Origin of the sequence: Saccharibacillus sp. WB 17, from assembly GCF_008634075.2 — a bacterium.
Taxonomy (GTDB): Bacteria; Bacillota; Bacilli; order Paenibacillales; family Paenibacillaceae; genus Saccharibacillus; species Saccharibacillus brassicae.
This window is the reverse complement of the sequence record NZ_VPFK02000047.1, coordinates 96,512-119,327: the sequence shown is the minus strand read 5'-3', so window position 1 is coordinate 119,327 and position 22,816 is coordinate 96,512. Positions and strand designations below refer to the sequence as shown.

15 protein-coding genes are annotated in these 22,816 nt (G+C 58.8%); 12 read left to right on the top strand and 3 right to left on the bottom strand.

Translation table 11 applies throughout. From position 1 onward, the window contains the following. The first annotated feature begins 18 nt into the window (after positions 1–18). From tyrS to FTE24_RS22405, 4 genes are all read left to right on the top strand, one after another. Positions 19–1,317, top strand: coding sequence for a tyrosine--tRNA ligase (tyrS, locus tag FTE24_RS22420; RefSeq protein WP_150228653.1), 1,299 nt, complete (start codon positions 19–21; stop codon positions 1,315–1,317). Positions 1,318–1,731: 414 nt separating this feature from the next. Beyond that, complete coding sequence (locus tag FTE24_RS22415) at positions 1,732–4,851, top strand: glycoside hydrolase family 2 TIM barrel-domain containing protein (RefSeq protein WP_150228655.1); 3,120 nt, start codon at positions 1,732–1,734, stop codon at positions 4,849–4,851. 623 nt (positions 4,852–5,474) lie between these two features. Next, entirely contained in the window at positions 5,475–6,458 is a 984-nt protein-coding gene (gene cysK, locus FTE24_RS22410; protein ID WP_150228657.1) for a cysteine synthase A, read from the top strand. Between the two features lie 18 nt (positions 6,459–6,476). Beyond that, positions 6,477–7,019 carry a DinB family protein gene (locus FTE24_RS22405; protein WP_150228659.1) on the top strand — a complete coding sequence of 181 codons (543 nt, stop codon included), beginning with the start codon at positions 6,477–6,479 and terminating at the stop codon, positions 7,017–7,019. A gap of 374 nt (positions 7,020–7,393) precedes the next feature. Here FTE24_RS22405 and FTE24_RS22400 read toward each other — a convergent pair whose 3' ends face one another. Next, on the bottom strand, positions 7,394–9,643 hold the full coding sequence (locus FTE24_RS22400; protein ID WP_160441867.1) for a sigma-70 family RNA polymerase sigma factor: 2,250 nt from the start codon (positions 9,641–9,643) through the stop codon (positions 7,394–7,396). A gap of 275 nt (positions 9,644–9,918) precedes the next feature. Between FTE24_RS22400 and FTE24_RS22395 the strand changes: the two genes are divergently transcribed. From FTE24_RS22395 to FTE24_RS22385, 3 genes are all read left to right on the top strand, one after another. Then, complete coding sequence (locus FTE24_RS22395; protein WP_150228663.1) at positions 9,919–10,938, top strand: acyltransferase family protein; 1,020 nt, start codon at positions 9,919–9,921, stop codon at positions 10,936–10,938. A 66-nt stretch (positions 10,939–11,004) separates the two neighbouring features. After that, positions 11,005–12,069: an LLM class flavin-dependent oxidoreductase gene (locus tag FTE24_RS22390; RefSeq protein WP_150228665.1), complete on the top strand. Its 1,065-nt coding sequence runs from the start codon at positions 11,005–11,007 to the stop codon at positions 12,067–12,069. Positions 12,070–12,315: 246 nt separating this feature from the next. Continuing rightward, complete coding sequence (locus FTE24_RS22385) at positions 12,316–12,567, top strand: YolD-like family protein (protein ID WP_141449595.1); 252 nt, start codon at positions 12,316–12,318, stop codon at positions 12,565–12,567. A gap of 230 nt (positions 12,568–12,797) precedes the next feature. Here FTE24_RS22385 and trhO read toward each other — a convergent pair whose 3' ends face one another. After that, entirely contained in the window at positions 12,798–13,679 is an 882-nt protein-coding gene (gene trhO / locus FTE24_RS22380; protein WP_141449596.1) for an oxygen-dependent tRNA uridine(34) hydroxylase TrhO, read from the bottom strand. Positions 13,680–13,868: 189 nt separating this feature from the next. Here trhO and FTE24_RS22375 point away from each other — a divergent pair, with 189 nt between their 5' ends. The 3 genes from FTE24_RS22375 (at position 13,869) to FTE24_RS22365 (ending at position 19,281) form a co-directional block, all read left to right on the top strand. Beyond that, the gene (locus FTE24_RS22375) at positions 13,869–14,891 is read left to right on the top strand and encodes a UDP-N-acetylmuramate dehydrogenase (RefSeq protein ID WP_150228667.1); all 1,023 of its coding nucleotides are present in this window, start codon (positions 13,869–13,871) and stop codon (positions 14,889–14,891) included. A gap of 184 nt (positions 14,892–15,075) precedes the next feature. Next, positions 15,076–17,937 carry a chitinase N-terminal domain-containing protein gene (locus FTE24_RS22370; RefSeq protein ID WP_150228669.1) on the top strand — a complete coding sequence of 954 codons (2,862 nt, stop codon included), beginning with the start codon at positions 15,076–15,078 and terminating at the stop codon, positions 17,935–17,937. 216 nt (positions 17,938–18,153) lie between these two features. Next, positions 18,154–19,281, top strand: a complete 1,128-nt coding sequence (locus FTE24_RS22365) for a hypothetical protein (RefSeq protein ID WP_150228671.1) — start codon at positions 18,154–18,156, stop codon at positions 19,279–19,281. A gap of 98 nt (positions 19,282–19,379) precedes the next feature. On the opposite strand, the gene FTE24_RS22360 is transcribed toward FTE24_RS22365, so the two are convergent. Further along, complete coding sequence (locus tag FTE24_RS22360) at positions 19,380–20,408, bottom strand: LacI family DNA-binding transcriptional regulator (protein WP_337190082.1); 1,029 nt, start codon at positions 20,406–20,408, stop codon at positions 19,380–19,382. Positions 20,409–20,713: 305 nt separating this feature from the next. Here FTE24_RS22360 and FTE24_RS22355 point away from each other — a divergent pair, with 305 nt between their 5' ends. Then, positions 20,714–21,763: a 2,3-butanediol dehydrogenase gene (locus FTE24_RS22355; protein ID WP_150228675.1), complete on the top strand. Its 1,050-nt coding sequence runs from the start codon at positions 20,714–20,716 to the stop codon at positions 21,761–21,763. A 221-nt stretch (positions 21,764–21,984) separates the two neighbouring features. Further along, positions 21,985–22,749, top strand: a complete 765-nt coding sequence (locus tag FTE24_RS22350; protein ID WP_150228677.1) for a GTP pyrophosphokinase — start codon at positions 21,985–21,987, stop codon at positions 22,747–22,749. Positions 22,750–22,816: the final 67 nt, after the last annotated feature.

The window sequence follows — 22,816 nt, the reverse complement described above, 5'->3', positions numbered from 1 at the left end:
TTGAAGGAGGATACGATCATGAGCACCGAACACACCCCGATCGAGAATAACGCCCTGTTGGACGACCTGGAATACAGAGGCTTGATCTACCAGGTGACGCACCGCGAGGAACTTCAGCAGAAGCTGAGCAGCGAAAGCGTCACGCTCTACAACGGATTCGACCCGACGGCGGACAGCCTGCATATCGGGCATCTGCTGCCGGTCCTGACGATGCGCCGCTTCCAGCAGGCCGGACACCGTCCGATCGCCCTCGTGGGCGGCGGCACTGGCATGATCGGCGATCCGAGCGGCCGTTCGACCGAACGTTCGCTCAATACGGCCGACACGGTCGCCGAATGGACGCTGAAGCTGCAAAACCAGCTGTCGCGCTTCCTCGACTTCGGCGACGGCGGAGCCGAAGTGCCGGCGAAGATGGTCAGCAACTACGACTGGCTCGGCCCGATCGGCATGATCGACTTCCTGCGCGACGTCGGCAAGAACTTTACCGTCAACTACATGCTGGCCAAAGACTCCGTCGATTCCCGCCTGCAGCACGGCATCTCGTTCACCGAATTTTCGTACATGATACTTCAGGCGTACGATTTCCAGCGCCTGTTCGAAGACGAAGGCTGCTCGCTGCAGCTCGGCGGAAGCGACCAGTGGGGCAACATCACCGCGGGTCTGGACTTGATCGGCAAAACGGGCGGCGAAGGCGCGTTCGGCATGACAATGCCCCTCGTAACCAAAAGCGACGGCAAAAAGTTCGGCAAGTCCGAATCCGGCGCGATCTGGCTCGACCGCAGCAAGACGAGCGCGTACGCGTTTTACCAGTTCTGGATCAACACGGACGACGCGGACGTAATCAAGTTCCTCAAATACTTCACGTTCCTGAGCCGCGCAGAGATCGAAGCGCTTGAGAGCGAACATCTCAAGGCGCCGGAGAGACGCGAAGCGCAGCGTGAGCTGGCCCGCCGCGTGACGACGCTCGTGCACGGCGAAGAAGCCGTCGCAAGCGCCGAGAAGATTACGGCCGCCCTGTTCTCCGGCAGCTTTGCCGAGCTCAGCGAATCCGACCTGGCCGAAGCGCTGGCGGACATGCCGACGACGACCGTCGACGCTTCGTCCGAACCGCTGCTGATCGACCTGCTGGTCGAAGCGGGTGCAGCACCGTCCAAAGGACAAGCGCGCAAAGACATCCAAAGCGGAGCGGTATCCGTCAACGGGGAAAAGCGCACGTCGATCGAGACGGTCATCGGCGCCGAAGACCGCCTGCACGGCAAGACGCTCGTGCTGCGCCGCGGCAAAAAGAATTACTTCGTGGTCCGGTTCGAAGGCTGAGCCGCTAGAACCGATCGTTTCCAAGAGTCACCCAAGTCTCACCTATGAAGCGGGCAGGGCGCCTAGGCGTCCGCCCGCTTTTTTTTGCACCCAAAAGCCTTAATCCGGTCCGCAAAAGAACGAAACGCAAGCTTGCGAACGTAAAACATATAAAAAAAATACCGAAATCTATATTTTATACAATTCAGACTATGTTTATTCTACAGGGATTGACCATTATTTTTTATTTAACGTATAAGAATAAGGAATTATAATCTCTTTTTAGATATTCCGATTACGTTTTCGATCAAAAAGAAAGACGCGCACTTTCGAAGCAGGCTTTTCTTTTCCCCCGGCAACAGTGTACACTGAATCGTGAGAGAACGGTTTCAAAAGCAGAAAAGGTTTTCATTATGCAGGCGAGGTGAAGAGAATATGTTTAAAAAGTATAAATATACCGCTCCCGAAAACGGGTATCCGGAATGGAATAACAATCCTGAAATTTTCCAACTGAATCGTCTGGACGCTCACGCGAGCCTGACTCCGTACGCATCGGCCGAAGAAGCGCTGAATGCCGTAAGCGGTTCCAGCCGCGTGCAATCGCTGAACGGAACGTGGAAGTTCCATCATGTGGACAAACCGGCCGACCGGCCGCAGACTTTTTATGAAACCGGTTACGATACGTCGGACTGGAACGATATTCCGGTGCCTGCCCATTGGCAGCTGCACGGGTACGATTATCCGCATTACACGAACGTCCGCTACCCGTGGGAAGAGCGCGAGAAGATCCAGCCTCCGTTCGCACCGACCGAGTTCAATCCTGTCGGTTCCTACGTCCGCACGTTTACCGTGCCGGAGAACTGGGAAGAAGATCCGGTCTACATCAGCTTCCAGGGCGTAGAGGCCTGCTTCTACGTCTGGGTCAACGGCGATCTGGTCGGTTACAGCGAAGACACGTTCACGCCGGCCGACTTCCTGCTCACTCCCTATTTGCAAAAAGGCGAAAACAAACTGGCTGTGCAGGTGTACCACTGGTGCGACGCAAGCTGGCTGGAAGACCAGGATTTCTGGCGCATGAGCGGTATTTTCCGCGACGTGTTCCTGTACAGCAAGCCGAAAGTCCAAATCGCGGACGTGCTGACGACGGCGGAATTGGACGAGAACTTCGAGCACGGACATCTGAAAGTGGGTGTTCAGATCGGCAATCCGCTCGGCAAAAAAGCGGGCGTCTACCGCCTCGAAGCGCGTCTGCTCGACGCGTCGGGACGCGAAGTGACGGCGCGCATGACGAGTGAAGTCGAGATTCTGAAGGACACGCTGTACGCCGCCGACTTGTCGGCCGCGGTCACGAAGCCTGCGCAGTGGTCCGCCGAAGCGCCGAACCTGTACACGCTCGTGCTGTCGTTGTCCGACGAACAGGGCGAAGTCGAAGCCGTTACGCTGCGCGTCGGATTCCGCCATTTTGCGATCCACGACGGCGTGATGAAGATCAACGGCAAACGCATCGTGTTCAAAGGCGTCAACCGCCACGAGTTCAGCGCCGATAAAGGCCGCGCGGTCACGGAAGAAGAGATGGTCGCCGACATCAAGCTGATGAAAGCCTACAATATCAACGCGGTCCGCACGTCCCATTATCCGAACCAGACGCGCTGGTACGAACTGTGCGACGAACACGGCCTGTACGTGATCGACGAGACGAATCTGGAGACGCACGGCAGCTGGGAATACGGCCAGCTCGATGAAGCCGAGCATACGGTACCGGGCAGCAAGCCGCACTGGCGCGCCAACGTGCTCGACCGGGCCAACTCGATGTATCAGCGGGACAAAAATCACGCGTCGATCATCATCTGGTCGCTCGGCAACGAATCGTGGGGCGGCGACAACTTCGTGCATATGGCGAATTTCTTCCGCGCGGTCGACAAGACCCGCCTGGTGCATTATGAAGGCACGTTCCATGCGCGCAAATGGGAAGAAGCGACCGATATCGAAAGCCATATGTACACGACGCCGCAAAACGTGGAGAAATACGCCCAGGAAGATCCGAAAAAGCCGTTCATCCTGTGCGAATACAGCCACGCGATGGGCAATTCCTGCGGAAACCTGTTCAAATATACGGACCTGACGTACAAATATCCGGTGCTGCAGGGCGGATTTATCTGGGACTGGATCGACCAGGCTATCCGTACCCGCACGGCCGACGGCGTCGAATACCTCGCCTACGGCGGAGACTTCGGCGAATCGCCGCACGACGGCACGTTCTGCGGCGACGGCCTGATCTTCGCGGATCGGACCGTATCGCCCAAATTGGACGAGATCAAAGGCTGCTACCAGAACGTACGCTTCGAAGCGGCCGATCTGGCGCAGGGCAAAGTTCGTATCACGAACGATTTCCTGTTCACCGACCTGAACCGTTACAAGCTCGCCTGGGAAACGGCGCGCGGCGGCGAAGTCGTCGAACGCGGCACGCTGCCGCTGCAGCTCGCGGCGGGCGAATCCACGGAGATCGAAGTGCCGTTCACGCTGCCGACGCAGCAGGGCGAATACACGCTGACGCTGACGTTCGTCGAACAGGAAGACCGGTTCTGGGCGGACAAAGGGCATGAAGTCGCTTTCGGACAATTCGTGCTTCCGGCGCAGGCTGGCGCAGAAGCGCCGTCCGTAGAAGCTGCGGGCACGTTCGCGGGAACGCCGCTGCAATCGGACGAAGACGGCGCGAAGCTGACCGTATCCGGCGACGGATTCTCGGTCGTGTTCGACAAGCAGAGCGGCGATCTGTCTTCGCTGCGGATCGGCGGACAGGAACTGCTGCTGTCTCCGCTGCGCCCGAACTTCTGGCGCGCGCTGACCGACAACGACCGCGGCAACAAGCTGGACGAACGCAGCGGCATCTGGCGCGAAGCGGGCCAGAATCGCACCCTGCGCAGCCTGAACGTATCGGGCGAAGGCAGCGGCGTGACGGTCGAAGCGGTGCTGGAACTGCCGACGTCGCCGGTCTCGGAAGCGGTACTGAGCTACAACGTTCAGCCTTCGGGCGAGATCGGCGTGTCGATGACGCTGAAGCCGGGAGCGGGCCTGCCGGAAATTCCGGAAATCGGCGTGCTGCTGGAACTGGACGGAACGCTGGAACAGTTGAAATGGTACGGCCGCGGACCGCACGAGAACTATTGGGATCGCCATGCCGGAGCGCGTCTGGGCCTCTACTCGGGACTCGTGTCCCAGCAGCTCACGCCGTACCTGCGTCCGCAGGAAGCGGGCAACAAGACCGGCGTGCGCTGGGCGGAGCTGACCGGATCGAACGGCATCGGCCTGCGTGTGGAAGGTTCGCCGGAAGTCGAACTGAACGCGCTGCCGTATACGCCGGAGACGCTGGAAGCCCACGACCACGGGTACAAGCTGCCGAAGTCGGATCGCACCGTGCTGAGAGTCAACCATCGCCAGATGGGCGTCGGCGGCGACGACAGCTGGCAGGCGCTCACGCATGAAGAGTTCACGCTGCCTGCGGACCGCACGTACACGTACGGATTCGTGCTGCGCGGCTTGGCTTCGGAGCAATAAGGCGGGGATTAAGTCCGCGATAAGGCGATAACAACTCGGTGACAAGCCGAGGAGTAGGACTAGGACAAGGCTAGGATAAGCCTGGGACAAGCCGAAAAGCCGATGACAGCCCGGCCGCAGCGTAGTTTGCCATGGAAAATAAGTGCGCTGCGACAGTTATTTTGCCGGGTTATCGGATGCTGCGGGAATAAGTGCGCTACGACAGTTATTTTGGCCGAAATCTTTCTTTGAGCCGTCAAAAAAGCGGATTAAGTGTTGTGGCGCAGTTATTTGGCGAAAAGGAGTGTTTTTCGTCGAAATAACTGTAAATTCGCACTTATTGCCGCCGGCTGCACGGTTTCGTGTTGGTGCAGGCTGCGACAGCGAATTTTGCCGGGCCAGATTTATCGTTACACTTATATTTATAGTTATGGATACAGCTATAAATATGGCGGTTAGGACGTAAGAAGATTGTAGAGGAACGGCTTCGGCCGTTCCTTTTTTTGCGTTTTCGCGCTGCGGTTCGATACGAGCTCGACCCGGTCCGGATCTTTTGGCGTATGGGCAGGATGGGTTTTGCGGTATACTGGGTTTGGCGGTATGGCAAGAACGCACAAGAAAAGCAAACGGAAAGGAGCATCCCGATGACCCATCCTTTTGAAGTCCATCCTGGCGGGGGGCGAAGCCGGCTCGGACCCGGCAGCGCACATCCCCGCGTGGTCGACAGCATCGTCGACCTGATCGGCCGTACGCCGCTGGTGCGCCTCGGCCGGACGGCTCCGGCGAACGCGGCGGACATTTACGTGAAGCTGGAATATTTCAATCCGTCGGGCAGCGTCAAAGACCGCGCCGCGCGCGGCTTGATCGAAGCGGCGGAGCAAGCCGGTCGGCTCGGCCCCGGCAGCACGCTGATCGAACCGACGAGCGGCAATACCGGCATCGGTCTGGCGATGATCGCCGCGGCCCGCGGCTACCGCGCGATCCTGATCATGCCGGACAATATGTCGCGCGAGCGGATCAACCTGCTCAAAGCGTACGGCGCCGAAGTGGTGCTGACACCGAGCGCCGAGCGGATGCCCGGCGCGATCGCCAAAGCGCTTGAGCTGCAGCGTTCGATTCCCGGCAGCTATATCCCGCAGCAGTTCGAAAATCCGGCCAATCCGAACGCACACCGGGGCACGACCGCGCTGGAGATTTTGGAGCAGACCGAAGGAGTTCTGGACGCATTCGTTGCGACGGCGGGAACGGGAGGGACGATCACCGGCACGGGAGAGACGCTGCGCGCCGCGCTGCCGGACCTGCATATCGCGGTGGTCGAACCGGAAGGCTCGCCTGTTCTATCCGGCGGCGTGCCGGGTCCGCACAAGCTGGTCGGGACGAGTCCCGGCTTCGTGCCTGCGATCTTGAACACCGGCGTGTACGACGAGATTATCCGTATTCAGGACGACGAAGCGCTGGGCACGATGCGCGACCTGGCCCGGCTCGAAGGCATGCTGCTCGGTCCGTCGTCGGGCGCTTCGGTCCATGCGGCCATGCGGATCGCCAAGCGGCTCGGTCCGGGCAAAAAAGTCGTCTGCATCGCGCCGGATACCGGCGAGCGCTATTTGAGCATGGGCCTATTCGATTAGACAGGGAGGAAGGCAAGCATGGAACAGCAAAAGCTGCATATTTCCGCACTGCCCGGCTATCCGGAAGAAATCGGGCGCCAGCTGTGGATGATGGAAGACGTCCGCCGCGAGCTGCTGCAAAAATTGCAGGGCACCACGCAGGAAGAACTCGACGAGGAGCTGGAAGGCAATCCGTCGACGGTCGGTTCGCTGCTGTACCATATCGCGGAAGTGGAGACGAGCTGGCTGCATTTCGACCTGCTGCAGCAGGATCGGCTGGACCCGGAACTGGAAGTCTGGTTTCCGCGGGGCGCGCGCAACGAATTCGGAGAGATCCATTCGCCCGCGGGCGAAAGCCTGGAGCATCACCTGAATCGGCTGGCCGCGGTCCGAAGCGATTTTCTGCATAAGTTCCGTTCGGTCGATCTGCGCGACTGGCGGACGTTCCGCAGCCTGCCGGACGAATACGACGTGACGCCGGAGTGGATCGTGTACCATCTGATTGAACACGAAGCCCATCACCGCGGACAAATCTTTCGAATTCTCGGTACGCTGCGCAGACGCGGCGTGCAGGCGGAATAGAGACGCGGACCGGACGCACGGCGCGGAACGGATAGGATAGGAAGGTACAGGATAGGAACGCATAGGATAGAAACGGAATAGGATAAGACAGGATAGGATAGGAAAAAAACTCGGCTTCACCGGAACAGCCCGCCTTCGCGAAGAAGGCGGGCTGTTCGCGCGGAATCGGCAGGCGCTCTGGGAAGCCGGTCCAGGCAATTTCCAGGCAATTTAACGGAGCGCCGCCGCGCGGCTGCCTGAGCCTTGCATTTGGCTGACCGCATCTTGCACTTGGCTGCCCACATCTTAAGTTTGGCTGACCTCGTCTTGCATTTGGCTGTCTGTCTCTCGCGTCTGTCTGGTTTCCATCTGTCTATCTGTCCATATAGAAGCGGTTAGTTTTTGTCCGTCACGATCTGGCCCGTATGCGCGTCGATCAACCGAATGCCGCGGCCCGATTTCCGGTCGACGAGCGCGTAACGAAGTTCGTCGCGCTTTTCGCCGGAATCGTCGTCCGGGTAGACCGTCGCCCACGTCAGGCGCGGTTCGAGCGCGGCCAGCAGCCGGCGCTTGGCTTCGTCCGCGGACAAGGAAGGGACGAGCGGCAGCGATTCCAGCTCGGCCGTGTCCAGATCGGCATCCATATAAAGGGTGACGCGCCCCGTCGTTCGATTCACGTTGATCGACACCTGATGGAAAAATCCCGGTACGCCGTTTTTGCACACGGAGAAAATGAAAGCCGCCGTTCGGCGCCGGGCCGGAGGTGCCGCTTCAGACTTGTCAGGTCCATCAGCTCCGTCAGGGACGTCGGATGCTTCAGATTCATCAGATCCGTCAGGTCCATCAGGTTCATCAGGTTCATCGGACGCATTCAGCCGCAAATACGGAAACAGCAGCGGATCGGCCGCATGCAGCAGCGTCAGCGCAAGCTCAAGGCAGGCATCGTCGCTTAGGTCCAATTCGCCGACTTCTTCGTGCAGGTTCATCAGTCCGCGGAGCCGGCCGCTGACCGTATCGAACCGGAGTTTGACCGTTCCTTCCAGGCGTTCGCGCATATAATCGTCCAGCGTATACGGTTTGACGCTTTCGGCCGTTCCGCCATGTTCGCCCACAGGCTTGCCTTCGTCCCGGCGGCGGTACACGACCGTTTTCTCGCGGCCGGTCGTTTGTTCGCGCAACAATTCGTAGTCGGCTTCCCGAATGCCCAACGTTTCCGGCAGGTCTGCCGGATCGGGAAGCGCCGTCCGAACGCCGCGGCGCATAAAGTCCGCGATCGGTTCGCGGCTTCCCGCGCATGGGTCAGGGATGTCCGCGGCAGGCAAATCGCCTGCCCCAGGCCGCGCCGGCTGTGAGCTCGGAAGCAGCGCGGAACGATGGGTCAGATACGGATTCGGCATATAGACCAGATGCAGCCGGTTGTCGCCCGGCACATGCACTTCTTCGTGCAGCGTCATGAAATGCAGGTTCAGCTCCAGCTCCCGGTCGATCTGCTCCAGCACCTGTTCGGGCGTTAACAGCCCATCCGACAGAGCAGGCTCCGCTCTCGCGCCGAAATATTTGAATCCCGTCACGAATCCGGCGCGGTGCAGGTCGATCCAGAATCCCGAACGGGGCAGAGGCATTCCGGCGGCCTGCTGGCTGAACGTGAAGAAGAGGCGGTCGCCGCGGTCTTCGATTTCCGGGCCGTTGAACCGCTCGAACGCGTCGGGATAATGATCCCGCACGAAACGTTCACCGATCTCCAGCAGTTCGTCCGGTTTCAGGCGCGCCTGCCGCTTGGCTTCGTCGTACAGCCGGGGATCGGCCGCGTAATCGATCAGATCGCCGTCCGGCGTCAGCGTCACGGAGATACCCGTATCGGTGCCGGGCTTCGTCCGGATGAACAGCAGTTCGCTGGCGGCGCCGTCGCGGGGGAACGCGTCTTCGATAAACGGAGCCAGCTCGGTTTCCGCAGCGGCGAAGTGCCGCTGGGTCAAAGCCTGGGCGCGTTCTCTCCATTGATGCAGCAGACCATACAATTCCGATTCCAGTTCCGATTCCAGTTCCATTTCCGTCTCCTCCCGTGCGGCGCGATCGTTTTCCAGCCGTGCCCGGGCACGCCGGCGATCTTCGATCTCGCTCCGGTATTGTTCGCGCAGCAGCGTCAGTCCTTTATGTTGATACGTCTTCACCGTGCCGAGCGGCAGTTCCAGCAGTTCGGCGATATCCGTCAATTTGAGATCGTGCATGTATTTCAACCGGATGACGGTGCGATATTTGGGCGGCAGAACCGACAGCGCCTGCATCAGGTCGAGCCGCCGGTCGGTCTCTTCGCGCGGGGCGGCCAGCGTGTTCGCTTCGGCACCGCCCGTCGCTACCGTTCGGCGGCTGCTTTTGAGCAGGCCCAGCGAGACGTTGATGACGATACGAATCAGCCATGTGCGAAAATAGTTCGGGTGCTCCAGCGCGGGCAGCGCGGTAAAAGCGCGGCAGATCGCTTCCTGCACCGCGTCTTCGGCATCGGCGGCGCCGCGCACGTAATAGCCGGCGACCCGCAGCATTCGGGCACGTTCGGCGACGATCAGCTCGGCGAACGCCGAGGCGTCGCCTTCGGCCGCCCGCCGAACGCGTTCGTCGAAAGCGGCCCGTGTGGCAGGGGAATTCAAAGGCATTCACTCCTTGTTGGGATAGCGTTCACCGATTGGACAGCCGGGAACGGCAAAAGGTTTTGCTTTTTTCAAAAAAAGCGATCTGCTCCCGCGAAAAAGCCGCCGATCGCGATTGCATCCGTCGAAGCAAGGGTAGGAGCAGCGAGCCGAAGCCGCGCGTTTGCACCCACAAACGGTTCATGACCGAAAACGGCGGGTATAAGGACCCCAAGCAACGAAAGCCGGTCCACCGTCGGCCGAACACTTCGCATGCTTGATGAAGGAGGGGCACCATGGCTCGACGCGACGCTTATTTTGACAACCTGAAAGTTCTGCTGATCGCGCTGGTCGCGGTCGGCCATCTGATTGAACCGCTCAGCGGCAGCGACCGTTTCCGCCCGCTGTACCTGCTCATCTATTCGTTCCATATTCCGCTGTTCGTGCTGATCTCGGGCTTTTTCTGCAAAAAGATCACGAGCGGCGATTACCGGATCAAAGTGGTCGGTTCGCTCATCGTGCCGTACCTGATTTTCGAAAGTCTGTATTCGCTGTTCGATTATTTCGTCATGGGTTCGCCGACGCTGCGGTTCTCGTATTTTACTCCGTATTGGCTCATGTGGTTCATCTTCAGCATGATCATCTGGAAAATGCTGCTGCCTTACGCGGTCAAAATCCGCTGGGCGCTGCCGATTTCGCTTGCGATCGCGATTCTGGCCGGTTACGCGGCGGACGCGCAGTATTATGCGAGCATTTCGCGCACGATCGTCTTTTTCCCGTTTTTCCTGGCCGGCTATTATCTGGATAAAACGCATATCGACCGTCTGCGCACGCCTCTCCTCAAAGGGATCTCGGCGGTCGTGCTCGGTGCGTCGGCTTTCGTTATGGTAAACTATGGACAGGACTTCCGCGCCGAATGGTTCTACGGCAGCCTGCCGTACCGGGCGCTGGATCATCCCGAATGGAGCGCGGGCCTTTACCGGGTCGGCGCTTACGCGGCGGCGGTGCTGATCGGCGGAGCGGTGATGATTCTCATGACGGGCCGGAACGTTCCGGTGCTGTCCGCACTCGGCCGCAACACGCTGTACGCGTACCTGCTGCACGGTTTTCTCGTCAAAGGACTGATCGCTTCCGGCTTCTACGAGACGTACGGCGAAGCGTCGTGGATGCTGCTGCTCATTCCGCTCGGCGTTCTGCTGGCGGCGGCGCTGTCTTCCGACTTCGTGCGCGCGCGCCTCGGTTGGCTGCTTGAACCGAAGCTCGATCGCCTGTACAAAAAGCAAAGCTCCGACGGCGGCGCGGAAGCGCGGCGTTAAGACTGCGCTCCGCCCTCCGACGTCAACCTACACCCAGTCAAACTACACCCATAAGGAGAGATCGATATGAGTCAATCGCAAGAACCTGTTCGCGGAGCAGAAGACCGCAAAGTCCGGCAGATCGGGGAGATCCCGATCTCCGTGCTCGATCTGTCCCAGATTCTCGAAGGGCAGACGGCGGCCGACGCGTTCCGCGACAGCCTGAATCTGGCGCAGCACGCCGAGAAATGGGGCTATCACCGCTACTGGGTCGCGGAACATCATAATATGCCGGGCGTCGCAAGCTCCGCCACGTCGGTCGTAATCGGCTATCTGGCCGCCGGCACGTCGACGATCCGGCTCGGCGCGGGCGGCATCATGCTGCCGAACCATGCGCCGCTCGTCATCGCCGAACAGTTCGGCACGCTGGAATCGATGTATCCGGGCCGGATCGACCTCGGTCTCGGCCGCGCGCCGGGCAGCGACCGCCGCACTTCGCTCGCGCTGCGGCGCGACCTCAACAGCGGGGAAGATTTCCCGGACCTGCTGGAAGAACTGCGCAGCTTTTTCGACGCTTCGAAGACGTCGTACCATGCGCCGATCCGCGCCGTGCCGGGCGAAGGGCTGGACATTCCGATCTGGCTGCTCGGCTCCAGCGATTTCAGCGCGCGCCTGGCCGCTTATCAGGGCCTTCCGTTCGCGTTCGCCGGGCATTTCTCGCCGGACTACCTCGACCGGGCGATCGAAGCGTACCGCAGCACGTTCCGTCCTTCCAAGACGCTGGATAAGCCGTACGTCATGCTGGGCGTATCGGTCATCGCCGCGGATACGCAGGAGAGAGCCGAATTCCTGTCGACGACGATGCAGCAGCAGGTCATCGCGCTGACCCGCGGCCGCCCGGGCAAAATCCAGCCGCCGGCCGACCTGTCCGCGCAGCTCGATCCGCTTGAGCTGTCCGCCGTGCGCAAGCGGATGGAATCTTCGATCGTCGGCGACCGCGAGACGGTCGAACGCCGCCTGCACCAGCTCATGGAGCGCACGCAGGCCGATGAGCTGATCGTGACGAGCGGCATCTACGATCACGCCGAACGGCTGCATTCGTACGAGATTTTGGCCGATATCGCCATTCCGGCAGGCCAGGCCGCGCTCTAATCCGTCTCCTGCTCTTTTACACACACGAACTTCTCCCCGATTCGATCGCTTCCGCAGATGCGCGTCCGTCTGCCCGATCGCGTCGGGGCTTTTTGTTTTCGCCCGCAAAGGTTCATTTTTCCCGCCCGAATTCCGATTAAGAACATATGTACGTAAATTGTTCAATCAATTTCGCTTTTTGACGCGATTTTGACAAATAAAGATGGTATAATTAACAAATCACGCGCAAGGCAAGGAGGAAGCGGTTTGGCAAAAGGAAAAGTAGCAAAGCGGCCGACCCGCGACGAGTTTGTTCTGGAAGAAATAGGGAATCAACTGACTGAGGCCTACCAGGAGAAATCCGTTGTGGAATTGACGGTCTGGGGAGTAACGGAAGCGGTTCGGGGTTTGATCGTCAAGATGGACCCGAGAACCGGAAGAGTGCACGTCGAGCAAGGCGAAGAGACCCGCAAAGTCCCTTTCATGGACATCATGGCCGTGAACTATCCGCGCGATTGACGAACGTTTCGTCACGCAGCGTCCCTGCACCGCGGAAGAACAGGTCTTAGGAAATAAAAAAAGCTCTGCCCGAGCGTCTTGCTTCTCGGATAGAGCCTTTTTTCTGAGCGTTGGCCGCAGCCTGCGCTTTTTACGTTTATTGCGATAAGGAGCGGCGCAGCGGAGAGCGATCGACAGCTCCCCCGCCCCGCAGCGCCTCCAACGTATACAACTCGCACCCGAGAAACTTTTTACACCGCCGCTACGGACTCTTTGCACTCGTCCGAGCAGTAATGGCTGTGTTCGTCGGCGCACGATTCGCACACCAGATGCTGGAGGTTGCAGACCGGGCAGTTGACGTACACGTCGGTCGGCTCGTCGCAGTGGTAACATCTGCCGACGATGCTCGGGTCCACCTGGTTGATCGGGACCGAGATGCGCTCGTCGAACACGTAGCATTTGCCGTCGAACAGATCGCCCCGGACTTCTTCGTCCTTGCCGTAGGAGACGATGCCGCCTTCGAGCTGCGCGACGTCCGCAAAGCCTTCTTCGAGCATGAAGCCGGTCAACTTTTCGCAGCGGATCCCGCCCGTGCAGTAGGTCAGAATCGTTTTGTCTTTGTGCTCGGCCATGTTTTCGCGAATCCATTCCGGGAACTCGCGGAACGAATCGATGTTCGGGCGAATCGCGTTGCGGAAATGGCCCAGATCGTATTCGTAGTCGGTCCGGCCGTCGAGCACGATCACGTCGTCGCGCTGAAGCTGTTCGTGAAATTGTTTCGGGGACAGGCGCTTGCCGGACGTTACGTTCGGGTCAAGCTCTTTGTCGTAGCGGAACGTGACGAGTTCTTCTTTGTAGCGGACGAACAATTTTTTGAACGCATGATTTTCCGATTCGTCGATCTTGAACACGGTACCTTCGAAGCGGGCGTCGGCCAGCAGGTCCTGCATATACTGCTCGGTCTGCTCGTGCGTGCCGGACAGCGTGCCGTTGATGCCTTCGCCGGCGATAAGGATCCGTCCTTTGACGCCGAGGTCTTTGCAGTATTGCAGATGCGCGGCCGCAAACTCTTCCGGTTGGTCGATTTGAACGAATTTATAGAAAAGCAAAATGCGGTAAGTTGGGTTTTCCATTTATGATCACCTGGGATTTCATTGATTTTTGCCGCCGCTTCCTGTAGGATGCTTGCGTGCAACTTAAAATTTTAGACGTTTTATCGTCATTCGTCAATCGATTCCCCAAGATTCGCCGCGGGAATTTTATAATAAGAACATCCATCACAGCTTCCAATCCGAAGAACGCCAAGAGGAGAGTTACGCAATATGACTTCGCAAAACCAAACGTTTGAACGCCTGTGCCGTACAGGCACGAGCCTGTCCGTCCATTCGACCTACGAAATCGGCGGGGAAGCCCGCCATCTGGCGCTGCCGCACACGATCGAGGAAGTGTCGACCATGCTCGAAGGCGCCACGTCCAAAGGACTCGATCCGTTTCTGTTCGGCATGGGCTCCAACACGCTGTTTCCGGACCGTCCGTCCGACGACATGCTGTTCTTTTCGCTCAAGGAACATATCGAATTCAAGCTGCTGCCGGGCCGGCTGTTCGTCTCCGCGGGCACGCCGATGACGCTGCTGGCGCTGTTCGGGCTGTACACGGGCATTCCTTCGTTCGACTTCATGTTCCTGCTGCCGGGCACGCTCGGAGCGGGCGTCTACATGAACGCGAAATATTTCAGCCACCAGATCAGCGACGTGCTGGAGACGGCGTACGTGATCGACAAGGAACACCCGGAACGGGGCCTGATTTCCGTGCCGCTCTCCGGCTGCGAATACGGCTACAAAAAGTCGGTGTTTATGCGCAAGCCGTGGATCGTCGTCGGCGCGGATCTCAAGCTGCCGGTCGATCCCCAACTGACGCCGGAGCAGACGGACGAGCTGTTCGCCAAGATCAAGTCCAAAAATTTGTCGACGTCGGTGCTGCCGAATTATTTCCGCCATTACACGAACGAGCTGAACGCGGCGGCGCGGGCCGGATACGAACTGCGTCAGGAACTGCTGGACGTCATCACCGACCGCGGCGGCAAAAAGCATTTCGATTACCCGTCATGCGGCTCCGTGTTCAAAAACAACTATACGATCGGCGAGCCGATGGGCAAGCTGGTCGACCGGATCGGGCTGCGCGGAACGGTGCGGGGCGGCGCGATGATCTCCGACCATCACGGCAACATTATCCAGAACCGCGGCGGGGCGACGGCGGAAGACATAACGGATCTGGTGAAGCTGGTGCAGGAAAAAGTGGAAGCCGAGTTCGGATTCGTGCCGGAACCGGAATTGGTTATTGTCTAACTTTCGCTCAAAAAAAGCGGTATTGTTCGGTTTTACGAAGTTTTTACAATTTTTCTCACAAATTTTACGAAACGATGAACTTTCCTGCGGAATCCCATGCTAGAATGGAAATCGAGCGGTCTGATACCAAAATCAGATAGTTACGAAAAATGTTCTCAAAACAGATCCAACAGGAGGCGGTTAAGTGGGAAAGTTTTCGTTTTTGAAGTCTAAAGGAATCAAGGCAGCACTTGCACTGTCCGTAGTGGCATCTATTCAGACCGGTGTGCTGACTCCCGTTCCGGCGTCGGCCGAGACGGCGAACGATCCGGCACCTTTCATCGCGGCAAAAGTCGTTAACCAGAACGCAGGCAAAAAAGTTCTGTTCGACAACACGCACGGCCAAACGGCCGGCGCGGCGGATTGGGTCATCGACGGCGGCTTCTCCGATTTCGGCAACGGAATCGCGGGCCAGGGTTACGATGTCAAGGAACTGCGCAAGACGACGCCGATTACATACGCCGATCTGGCGGATTATGACGTGTTCGTAGTATCGGAACCGAATATTCCGTTCAAAACAAGCGAACAAGCGGCCATGCTGCAATACGTACAGCAGGGCGGCAGCATTTTCTTCGTCGGCGACCATTACAACGCCGACCGCAACAAAAACCGCTGGGACGGTTCGGAGTCGATCAACGGCTACCGCCGCGGCGCCTGGGAAGATCCGGCCAAAGGCATGAGCGCGGAAGAGAAAAATTCCGCGGCGATGCAAGGGGTCGAAAGCTCGGACTGGCTCGGCGAAAACTTCGGCGTGCGGTTCCGCTATAACGCGCTGGGCGATATCACGGCGAACAACATCGTAGCCGCGAACCAGGCGTTCGGCATTACGGAAGGCGTAAACGGCGTCGCCATGCATGCAGGCTCGACGCTTGCGATCATGGACCCGACCAAAGCCAAAGGCATCGTCTACCTGCCGAAAACGAACGCGGCGTGGGGCAACGCCGTGGATCAGGGCGTCTATAACGGCGGCGGCATCGAAGAAGGCCCTTACGTGGCCGTATCCAAAGTGGGACTCGGCAAAGCGGCATTCATCGGCGATTCTTCGCCGGTCGAAGACGTGACGCCGAAATACCTGCGCGAAGAAACGGGCAGCAAAAAAACGACGTACGACGGCTTCAAAGAAGTCGACGACGCGAAGCTGCTGCTGAACACGGTCAACTGGTTGGCGAACCAGGAGAGCTACACGAGCCTGAGTCAGGTCGACGGCTTGACGCTCGACCAGCCGACGCCGCTGCTGCCGTTCGAAGCGCCGGCCGCTTCGACCGAGCCGCAGGCGGAACCTTGGTCCGCTCCGGCAGCCGGCTACAAATGGTGGGACCCTACGACGTTCAAGCCGGGTTCGTACGGCTCGTCCGTCACGGTTACCCAGCCGGAATACAGCCTGATCCACCAGGATCAGCTGCCGAACGCGCAGGAATTCCAGATTCGCGTACAAATCGGCAACCTGGCGCCTAACGCGACGGTGTCCGGCTACAGCGCCGGCATCTACACGACCGGCGGCACGCAGGTCGCGATGATCCAGAATCCGGACGGCACATGGCCGGCTTCGTACGGCTACAGCCAGTCGTTCAGCGTAACGGCCGATGCCAAGGGTAACGCTTACCGCGATCTCGGCATCCGCATCAAGCCGGGCACATCCGGTGCGGCCAGCCTGCGTCTGCGCCAGAACGGCACGAACCTGATCACGAAAAGCGTGACGCTTGCGAACGTGCCGGCGCAGCCTCTTCCGGCGATCGAAGACGAAGAGCCGGGCAGCCAGATTCCCGAGCTGAGCACGATCGCTTCGGCCCGCACGCAGCCCGAAGGCACGGTCGTGACGCTTGAAGGCGTCGCGACGACGGAGCCGGGCGCTTTCGGCGGCCAGGCGTTCTACCTGCAGGACGCAACAGGCGGCATCTACGTCTACCAGAGCGAGGGCGGCTTTCGCCAGGGTGACAAGATCCGCGTAACGGCGCCGCTCGCGCTGTACAACACGGAGCTTGAACTGGTGACTCCGGTCGCGATCGAGAAGATCGGAACGGCCGACGTACCGGCTCCTGTCGTGGCTGCCGCCGCGACGGATGCCAATCAGGGCCAACTGATCCAACTGAAAAACGTGACGGTATCGAATCTCGCGGCGGCCACTCCGGCCGGCACGTTTGAATTCGACGCCGTGTCGGACAACGGCACGACGCGCGTTCGCGTCGACGGCCGTACCGGCCTGACGCAGGATCAATTCGCTTTCGCCGAAGGCGACAAGCTGGACGTGACGGGCGTGTCCGCGATCTTCCGCGGCGTGTTCCAACTCAAGCCGCGCGGCGCTTCGGACATCGTCAAAGCAGCTGTTGTGGTTGAACCTCCGGTCGAAGAACCGCCGGTGGAAGAGCCTCCGGTCGAACAGCCGACCGACGGTCCGGCAACGGCCGCTCCGGCCAAGCCGGTTCTGGCGGACGATAACGGCCAGGACAACGGATTGAGAGACGGAAGCTACAACGTGACCATGAACCTGTGGTGGGGCAACAACGCCACTTCGTACAAGCTGTACGAAGAAGGCAAAGTGATCTCGGAAGGCAAACTGAAGGACGCTTCCCCGAACGCCCAGCAGTTGAGCGTTCCGGTCACGGGCAAAACGAACGGCACGTACAACTACGTGATCGAACTGACCAACCGCTTCGGTACGAGCAAAAGCGAACAGTTGAAAGTCAAAGTCACGGACGCTTCGCCGGGCGAAGCGGTTCTGTCGAGCGACAACTGGGACGGCGACGGCAGCTACACGGTCACGATGAACCTGTGGTGGGGAACGAATGCTTCGGAGTACGAACTGTACGAGAACGGCAAGCTGATCGACAAGCAGAGCCTGACTGCGGCAACGCCGGGCGCACAACGCGCCGTGACGAACGTGACAGGCAAAGAACCGGGCGTCTACGCTTACAAAGCCGTGCTGAAAAACGCGGCCGGCGAAAAAGATACGTCCGTCCTGCGCGTCAAAGTGGATACCCTCAAGCAGCAGCAGAAAAAAGCTTCGTAATTTTTTTCACGACACGTCTTGTCATCCGTAAATGCCGGTAAAAGGTTCAACACTTGGCACCGGCTTGAACAGACCTGTCGCAGCAAGGATGTCGGAAAACCCGGCATCCTTTTTGCGTTTCGGCACGAATTTTGCTTCTGCGTTCCCCGAAATGCTAGGATGAACAATAAAAGTCCGCTTTTTCCGGAGCGGGCGGATAATGGGGGAATCTCAGGTATGGACAAGTTCAACGTATTCGACGTTTCTTCGGCGCTGATCGACCGTATCCGTCGGGATTATGCCGACGACATCGCGATCGCGGCGTATTACGGCTCTTATCTCGACGGGACGGCGACGGAGCGGTCCGATCTCGACTTTTTCTTTATTCCGGCGAATCCGCAAGGGGAAGCGGCCGCGCTGTCGTTTATCGTGAACGGCATCGGCTTCGACTTCTGGCCGCTCAGCTGGGAACGGGCGGAGCGGATGTCGAAGCTCGAAGACGGGCAGGCCGGCATTCTCGCCGACTGCAAGCTGCTCTATATGCGCGGGGACGAAGATCTGGACCGGTTCAACGACCTGAAGCTGCGCATCAAAGATCTGCGTTCGTTCGAAGGGGAAGAGTCGTTTATCGCCCTTGCCGAATCGAAGCTGCAGGCCGTGTATCCGATTCTGTACGATCTTCGCCGCGGAGGAACAGGCCGCCCGCTGTCCGAGTATCGGCTGCAGGCGTATGAACTCATGACCGCGGCTTTCGAAGTCGTGGCGCTGCTGAACCGGACGTATCTGCGCAAAAGCTGGGGCCGCAGCCTGCCGCAGCTCTACGCTCTGCCGATCCGGCCCGCGGATCTGGAAACGACGGTGCACACGCTGCTGCGCAGCGCCGACATTCCCGACATTGTGGCGGCGTGCGGGCATCTGGCCGATTCGCTTCGGGCGCTGATCGCGCAGCGGCGCAGCGAGACGCAGTCCGGCACGCCGGATCAGATCCGGCGCGGCCGCGGATTTTTCGAAGCGTTCCAGGGGCAGCTGAATCAGGTGCAGTTAGCCTGCGAACGCAAAGACTACGAAGTCGCTTTTTTCGCGGCTGCCCAGGCGGATGCCGACTTGCACGCTTTTCTCGTATTCTGCGAGACTGGCATCCGCAAATCCGGAGCCGACGCCATGCGCGAAGGGCGGAGCCTGGCCGAACGGGCGAAGCTGCCGCAGTTGACTTCGCTGCTTGATCCGGCCAGCCTGATCCCGCTGCAATCGGCGGCGCACCGGCTCGGTATCGCGTTGGAGCGTTATCTGCGGGAACAAGGCGTAGATATTTTGAAATTCGAAGCGTTGGACGGGTTTCGCGCCTTTTTGCGGGATCGTCCGTGATTCCTTGATTTTCCGTATTCCAAAAAGCGTCTTATTCAAAAAAAGCATCGTGTCGCAGCCGGAACTTCCGCCGCGATCCGATGCTTTTTGGGGTGCGTTCAGCTGCCGCGCAGCGTCGAACGCTTGGGCGAGACGCTCGATTCCCGCACGATGAGGCGCGGTTCGAACTGCACTTTTTCGTAATCGTCCCGGCTCTGTTCCCGGATACGCTTGAGCAGCAGTTCCGCGGCCAGACGCGCCACTTCGGTGCCCATGATCGAGACGGAACTGATCTGCGGGCTGCTGATCGTCGTCCACTGGTTGTTGTCGATGCCGACGACGGCCACGTCTTCGGGTACGCGCACGCCGAGTTCCTTGAACCGGTTCACGAGCCCGATCGCGACCATATCGTTGACCGCGTAGACGGCGTCGGGCATATGGACCAGTCCGTGGAAATAGTCCGCGGCGCGGATACCCGTCTGCAGCGAGAAATCGTCGCCGAAATAGACGAGCGAAGCGTCGACGCGGTCGAGCGACCGTTCGTAAGCCAGATAACGGTCTTCGATGACGTCTTTTTGCGTGCCGGCATAAGCGATTCTCGTACGGCCGATCTGCGCCAGATGATCCATGACGAGCCGGCCTTCCAGCATCGAGAGGCAGACGACGTCCGCCTGCAGCGAATCGTCCAGCTGCTTGCCGTAATTGATGACGGAGATCGGCACGCCGGCTTTGTTGATCAGCTCCGGCAGCGTTTTGGGATAAGCGAGCGGCATGATGATCAGCCCGTCCACGTGCAGCTTTTTGAGGTCGCGCACGACTTCGAGCTCCGCCCGGGCGTTGCCGGCCGTGTTGATCTGGACGACGCGGTAGCCGTGCGCCTTCGCCGCCTGCTCGACAGCCCAGGCAATATCGGGAATGATCGCGTTGCGAATATCGGGGACGGCCAGCGCGATCTGGTTGGTCAGCCGCACTTTGAGGCTTTGCGCCGACGTGTTCGGGACGAAGCCGAGTTCCTCGATCGTCTCCAGCACGCGCAGGCGCGTCTTCGCGCTGATGCCTTCCGCATTGTTGATCGCCCGGGAGACGGTGGCAATGCCGACGTTCGCCTGCCGGGCGACGTCTTCGATCGTAACTTTTTTGGTGCTCACGTACATAACCTCGCTTATTTATAGGATTGGAATCGTTTCCGGTTTTTATACGGTATCGTACACAGTCTCTTTATTATATCATCCATGCCGCGGACAAGTCGCAAATTACGCCGTAGAAGCTTTAAAACTTTTAGATTTGACCTTTTATCCGGAAAAAAGAAGTCTTCGCGCAAGGACATTTGCCTGAACTTCGTTTGACAATGTGACAGGAGTGTGACATATTTAATTTCGGAAACGTTTCCGAAAAGAAACGTAATTGGAGATCAACAGAAGTAGACCTACACTATCGAAGGAGATGACCGGTAATGAAAGCATTGAGATGGCATGGACCGAAGGATCTGCGTCTGGAGAAGATCGAGGAACCGGCGGCGAAGCCCGGCAAAGTGAAGATCAAAGTGGAATGGTGCGGCATTTGCGGCAGCGACCTGCACGAATATACGGCGGGGCCGATCTTTATTCCGGCCGGCGAACCGCATCCGATTACGGGCGAATCGGCTCCGGTCGTCATGGGCCACGAATTTTCGGGCCGCGTCGTGGAGATCGGCGAAGGCGTGACACGCGTCCAGGTCGGCGACCGCGTCGTCGTGGAGCCGATCTACGCTTGCGGCAAGTGCGAAGCATGCCGCAAAGGCAAATACAATTTGTGTGAAAACATGGGCTTTCTAGGGCTGGCTGGAGGCGGAGGCGGATTTTCCGAATACGTCGCGGCCGAGCAATACATGGTGCACAAAATTCCGGACAGCCTGTCCTACGAGCAGGGCGCGCTGGTCGAACCGTCCGCCGTCGCGCTGCACGCCGTTCGCCAGAGCAAGCTCAAAGTCGGCGACAAAGCCGCCGTCTTCGGCGCCGGCCCGATCGGCCTGCTCGTGATCGAAGCGCTCAAAGCGTCGGGCGCCGCCGAGATCTACGCGATCGAGCTGTCGCCCGAGCGCAAAGCCAAAGCGGCCGAACTCGGCGCGATCGTGCTCGATCCCAAGGAAACCGACGTCGTGGCCGAGCTGCATGCCCGCACGGACGGCGGCGTGGACGTCGCCTACGAAGTGACCGGCGTTCCGCCGGTGCTGACGCAGGCGCTCGAATCGACGAATATCGGCGGCGAGTTGATGATCGTCAGCATTTTCGAGACCGAAGCGCCGATCCTGCCGAACCGCATCGTTATGAAGGAACGCACGGTGAAAGGGATTATCGGCTACCGCGACGTGTTCCCGGCGGTCATCAGCCTGATGGAGCAGGGTTATTTCCCGGCCGACCGGCTCGTGACGAAGCGGATCGGGCTGGACGACGTGCTGGGCGAAGGGTTCGAGACGCTGCTCAAAGAGAAAAACCAGGTCAAGATTCTCGTCAAAGCGGAGTAAGCCGGCCGGCTTGATTCCCGCTTGATCGTAAGGTCCGAATCGCCGCGCGGGCGGGGTTCGGACCTTTTTGCGCATTCTTTTTTCCGGACGGCGGCTATTTGTAAAAGAAAGGGGTAACCTCTATACTTAAAGTGACCGATATTCAAGGCATACGAATATTTTACAGGCAGCCGGACGCCGAGTTCCGACGCCTCGCGCAGAGAGGAACGAAACAGAAATCGATGGAAAACAACGCTTTGGACCTGAAAAAAGAGTTAATCCCGATGGAACAGCTCAAGTCGTTTCGCGACGAAGTGACCCGCTTCATGATGACGTACAAATTTGCTCTCGACGAGATGGAGACCAAAATCGACATCCTGAAGCAGGAATTTCAGACGCTGCACGACTACAGTCCGATTGAACATACGAAATCGCGCCTCAAATCGCCGGAGAGCATCGTCAACAAGCTGATCCGCAAAAACTACGATATTTCGCTGGAGTCGATCAAGACGCATATCCGCGATATTGCCGGCCTGCGCATTACGTGTTCGTTTATCTCCGACATTTATAAAGTGAGAGAGATGCTTCAGCAGCAGAACGACCTCAAAGTGCTGGACATCAAAGATTATATCGCCAACCCCAAATCGAACGGCTACCGCAGTCTGCATCTGTTGGTCGAAGTACCGGTGTTTTTGTCTGACCGGACAGAGCATGTGTGCGTGGAACTTCAGATCCGCACGATCGCGATGGATTTCTGGGCCAGCCTGGAACATAAAATTTTTTACAAATACAATCAGGACGTGCCGGGAGAACTGCTGGGCGAATTGAAAGCGGCCGCCGACTCCGCAAGTTCGCTTGATCTGCAAATGGAGCGACTGCAGCATGAAGTCCAGGCGATCAAGGATGCGCACGACGCCGAGGAACACGAGCTGTTGAAGACGATCCATATCAACGGGCAGCAGTTCCGCATTCCTGGAACGCTGCTGGACATTTTGGCACAAAGCTGACAAGAATGAAAAAGACCGGGAGAAGAGATCTTCTAATCGGTCTTTTTTCCTATATAATAGGTCAAAC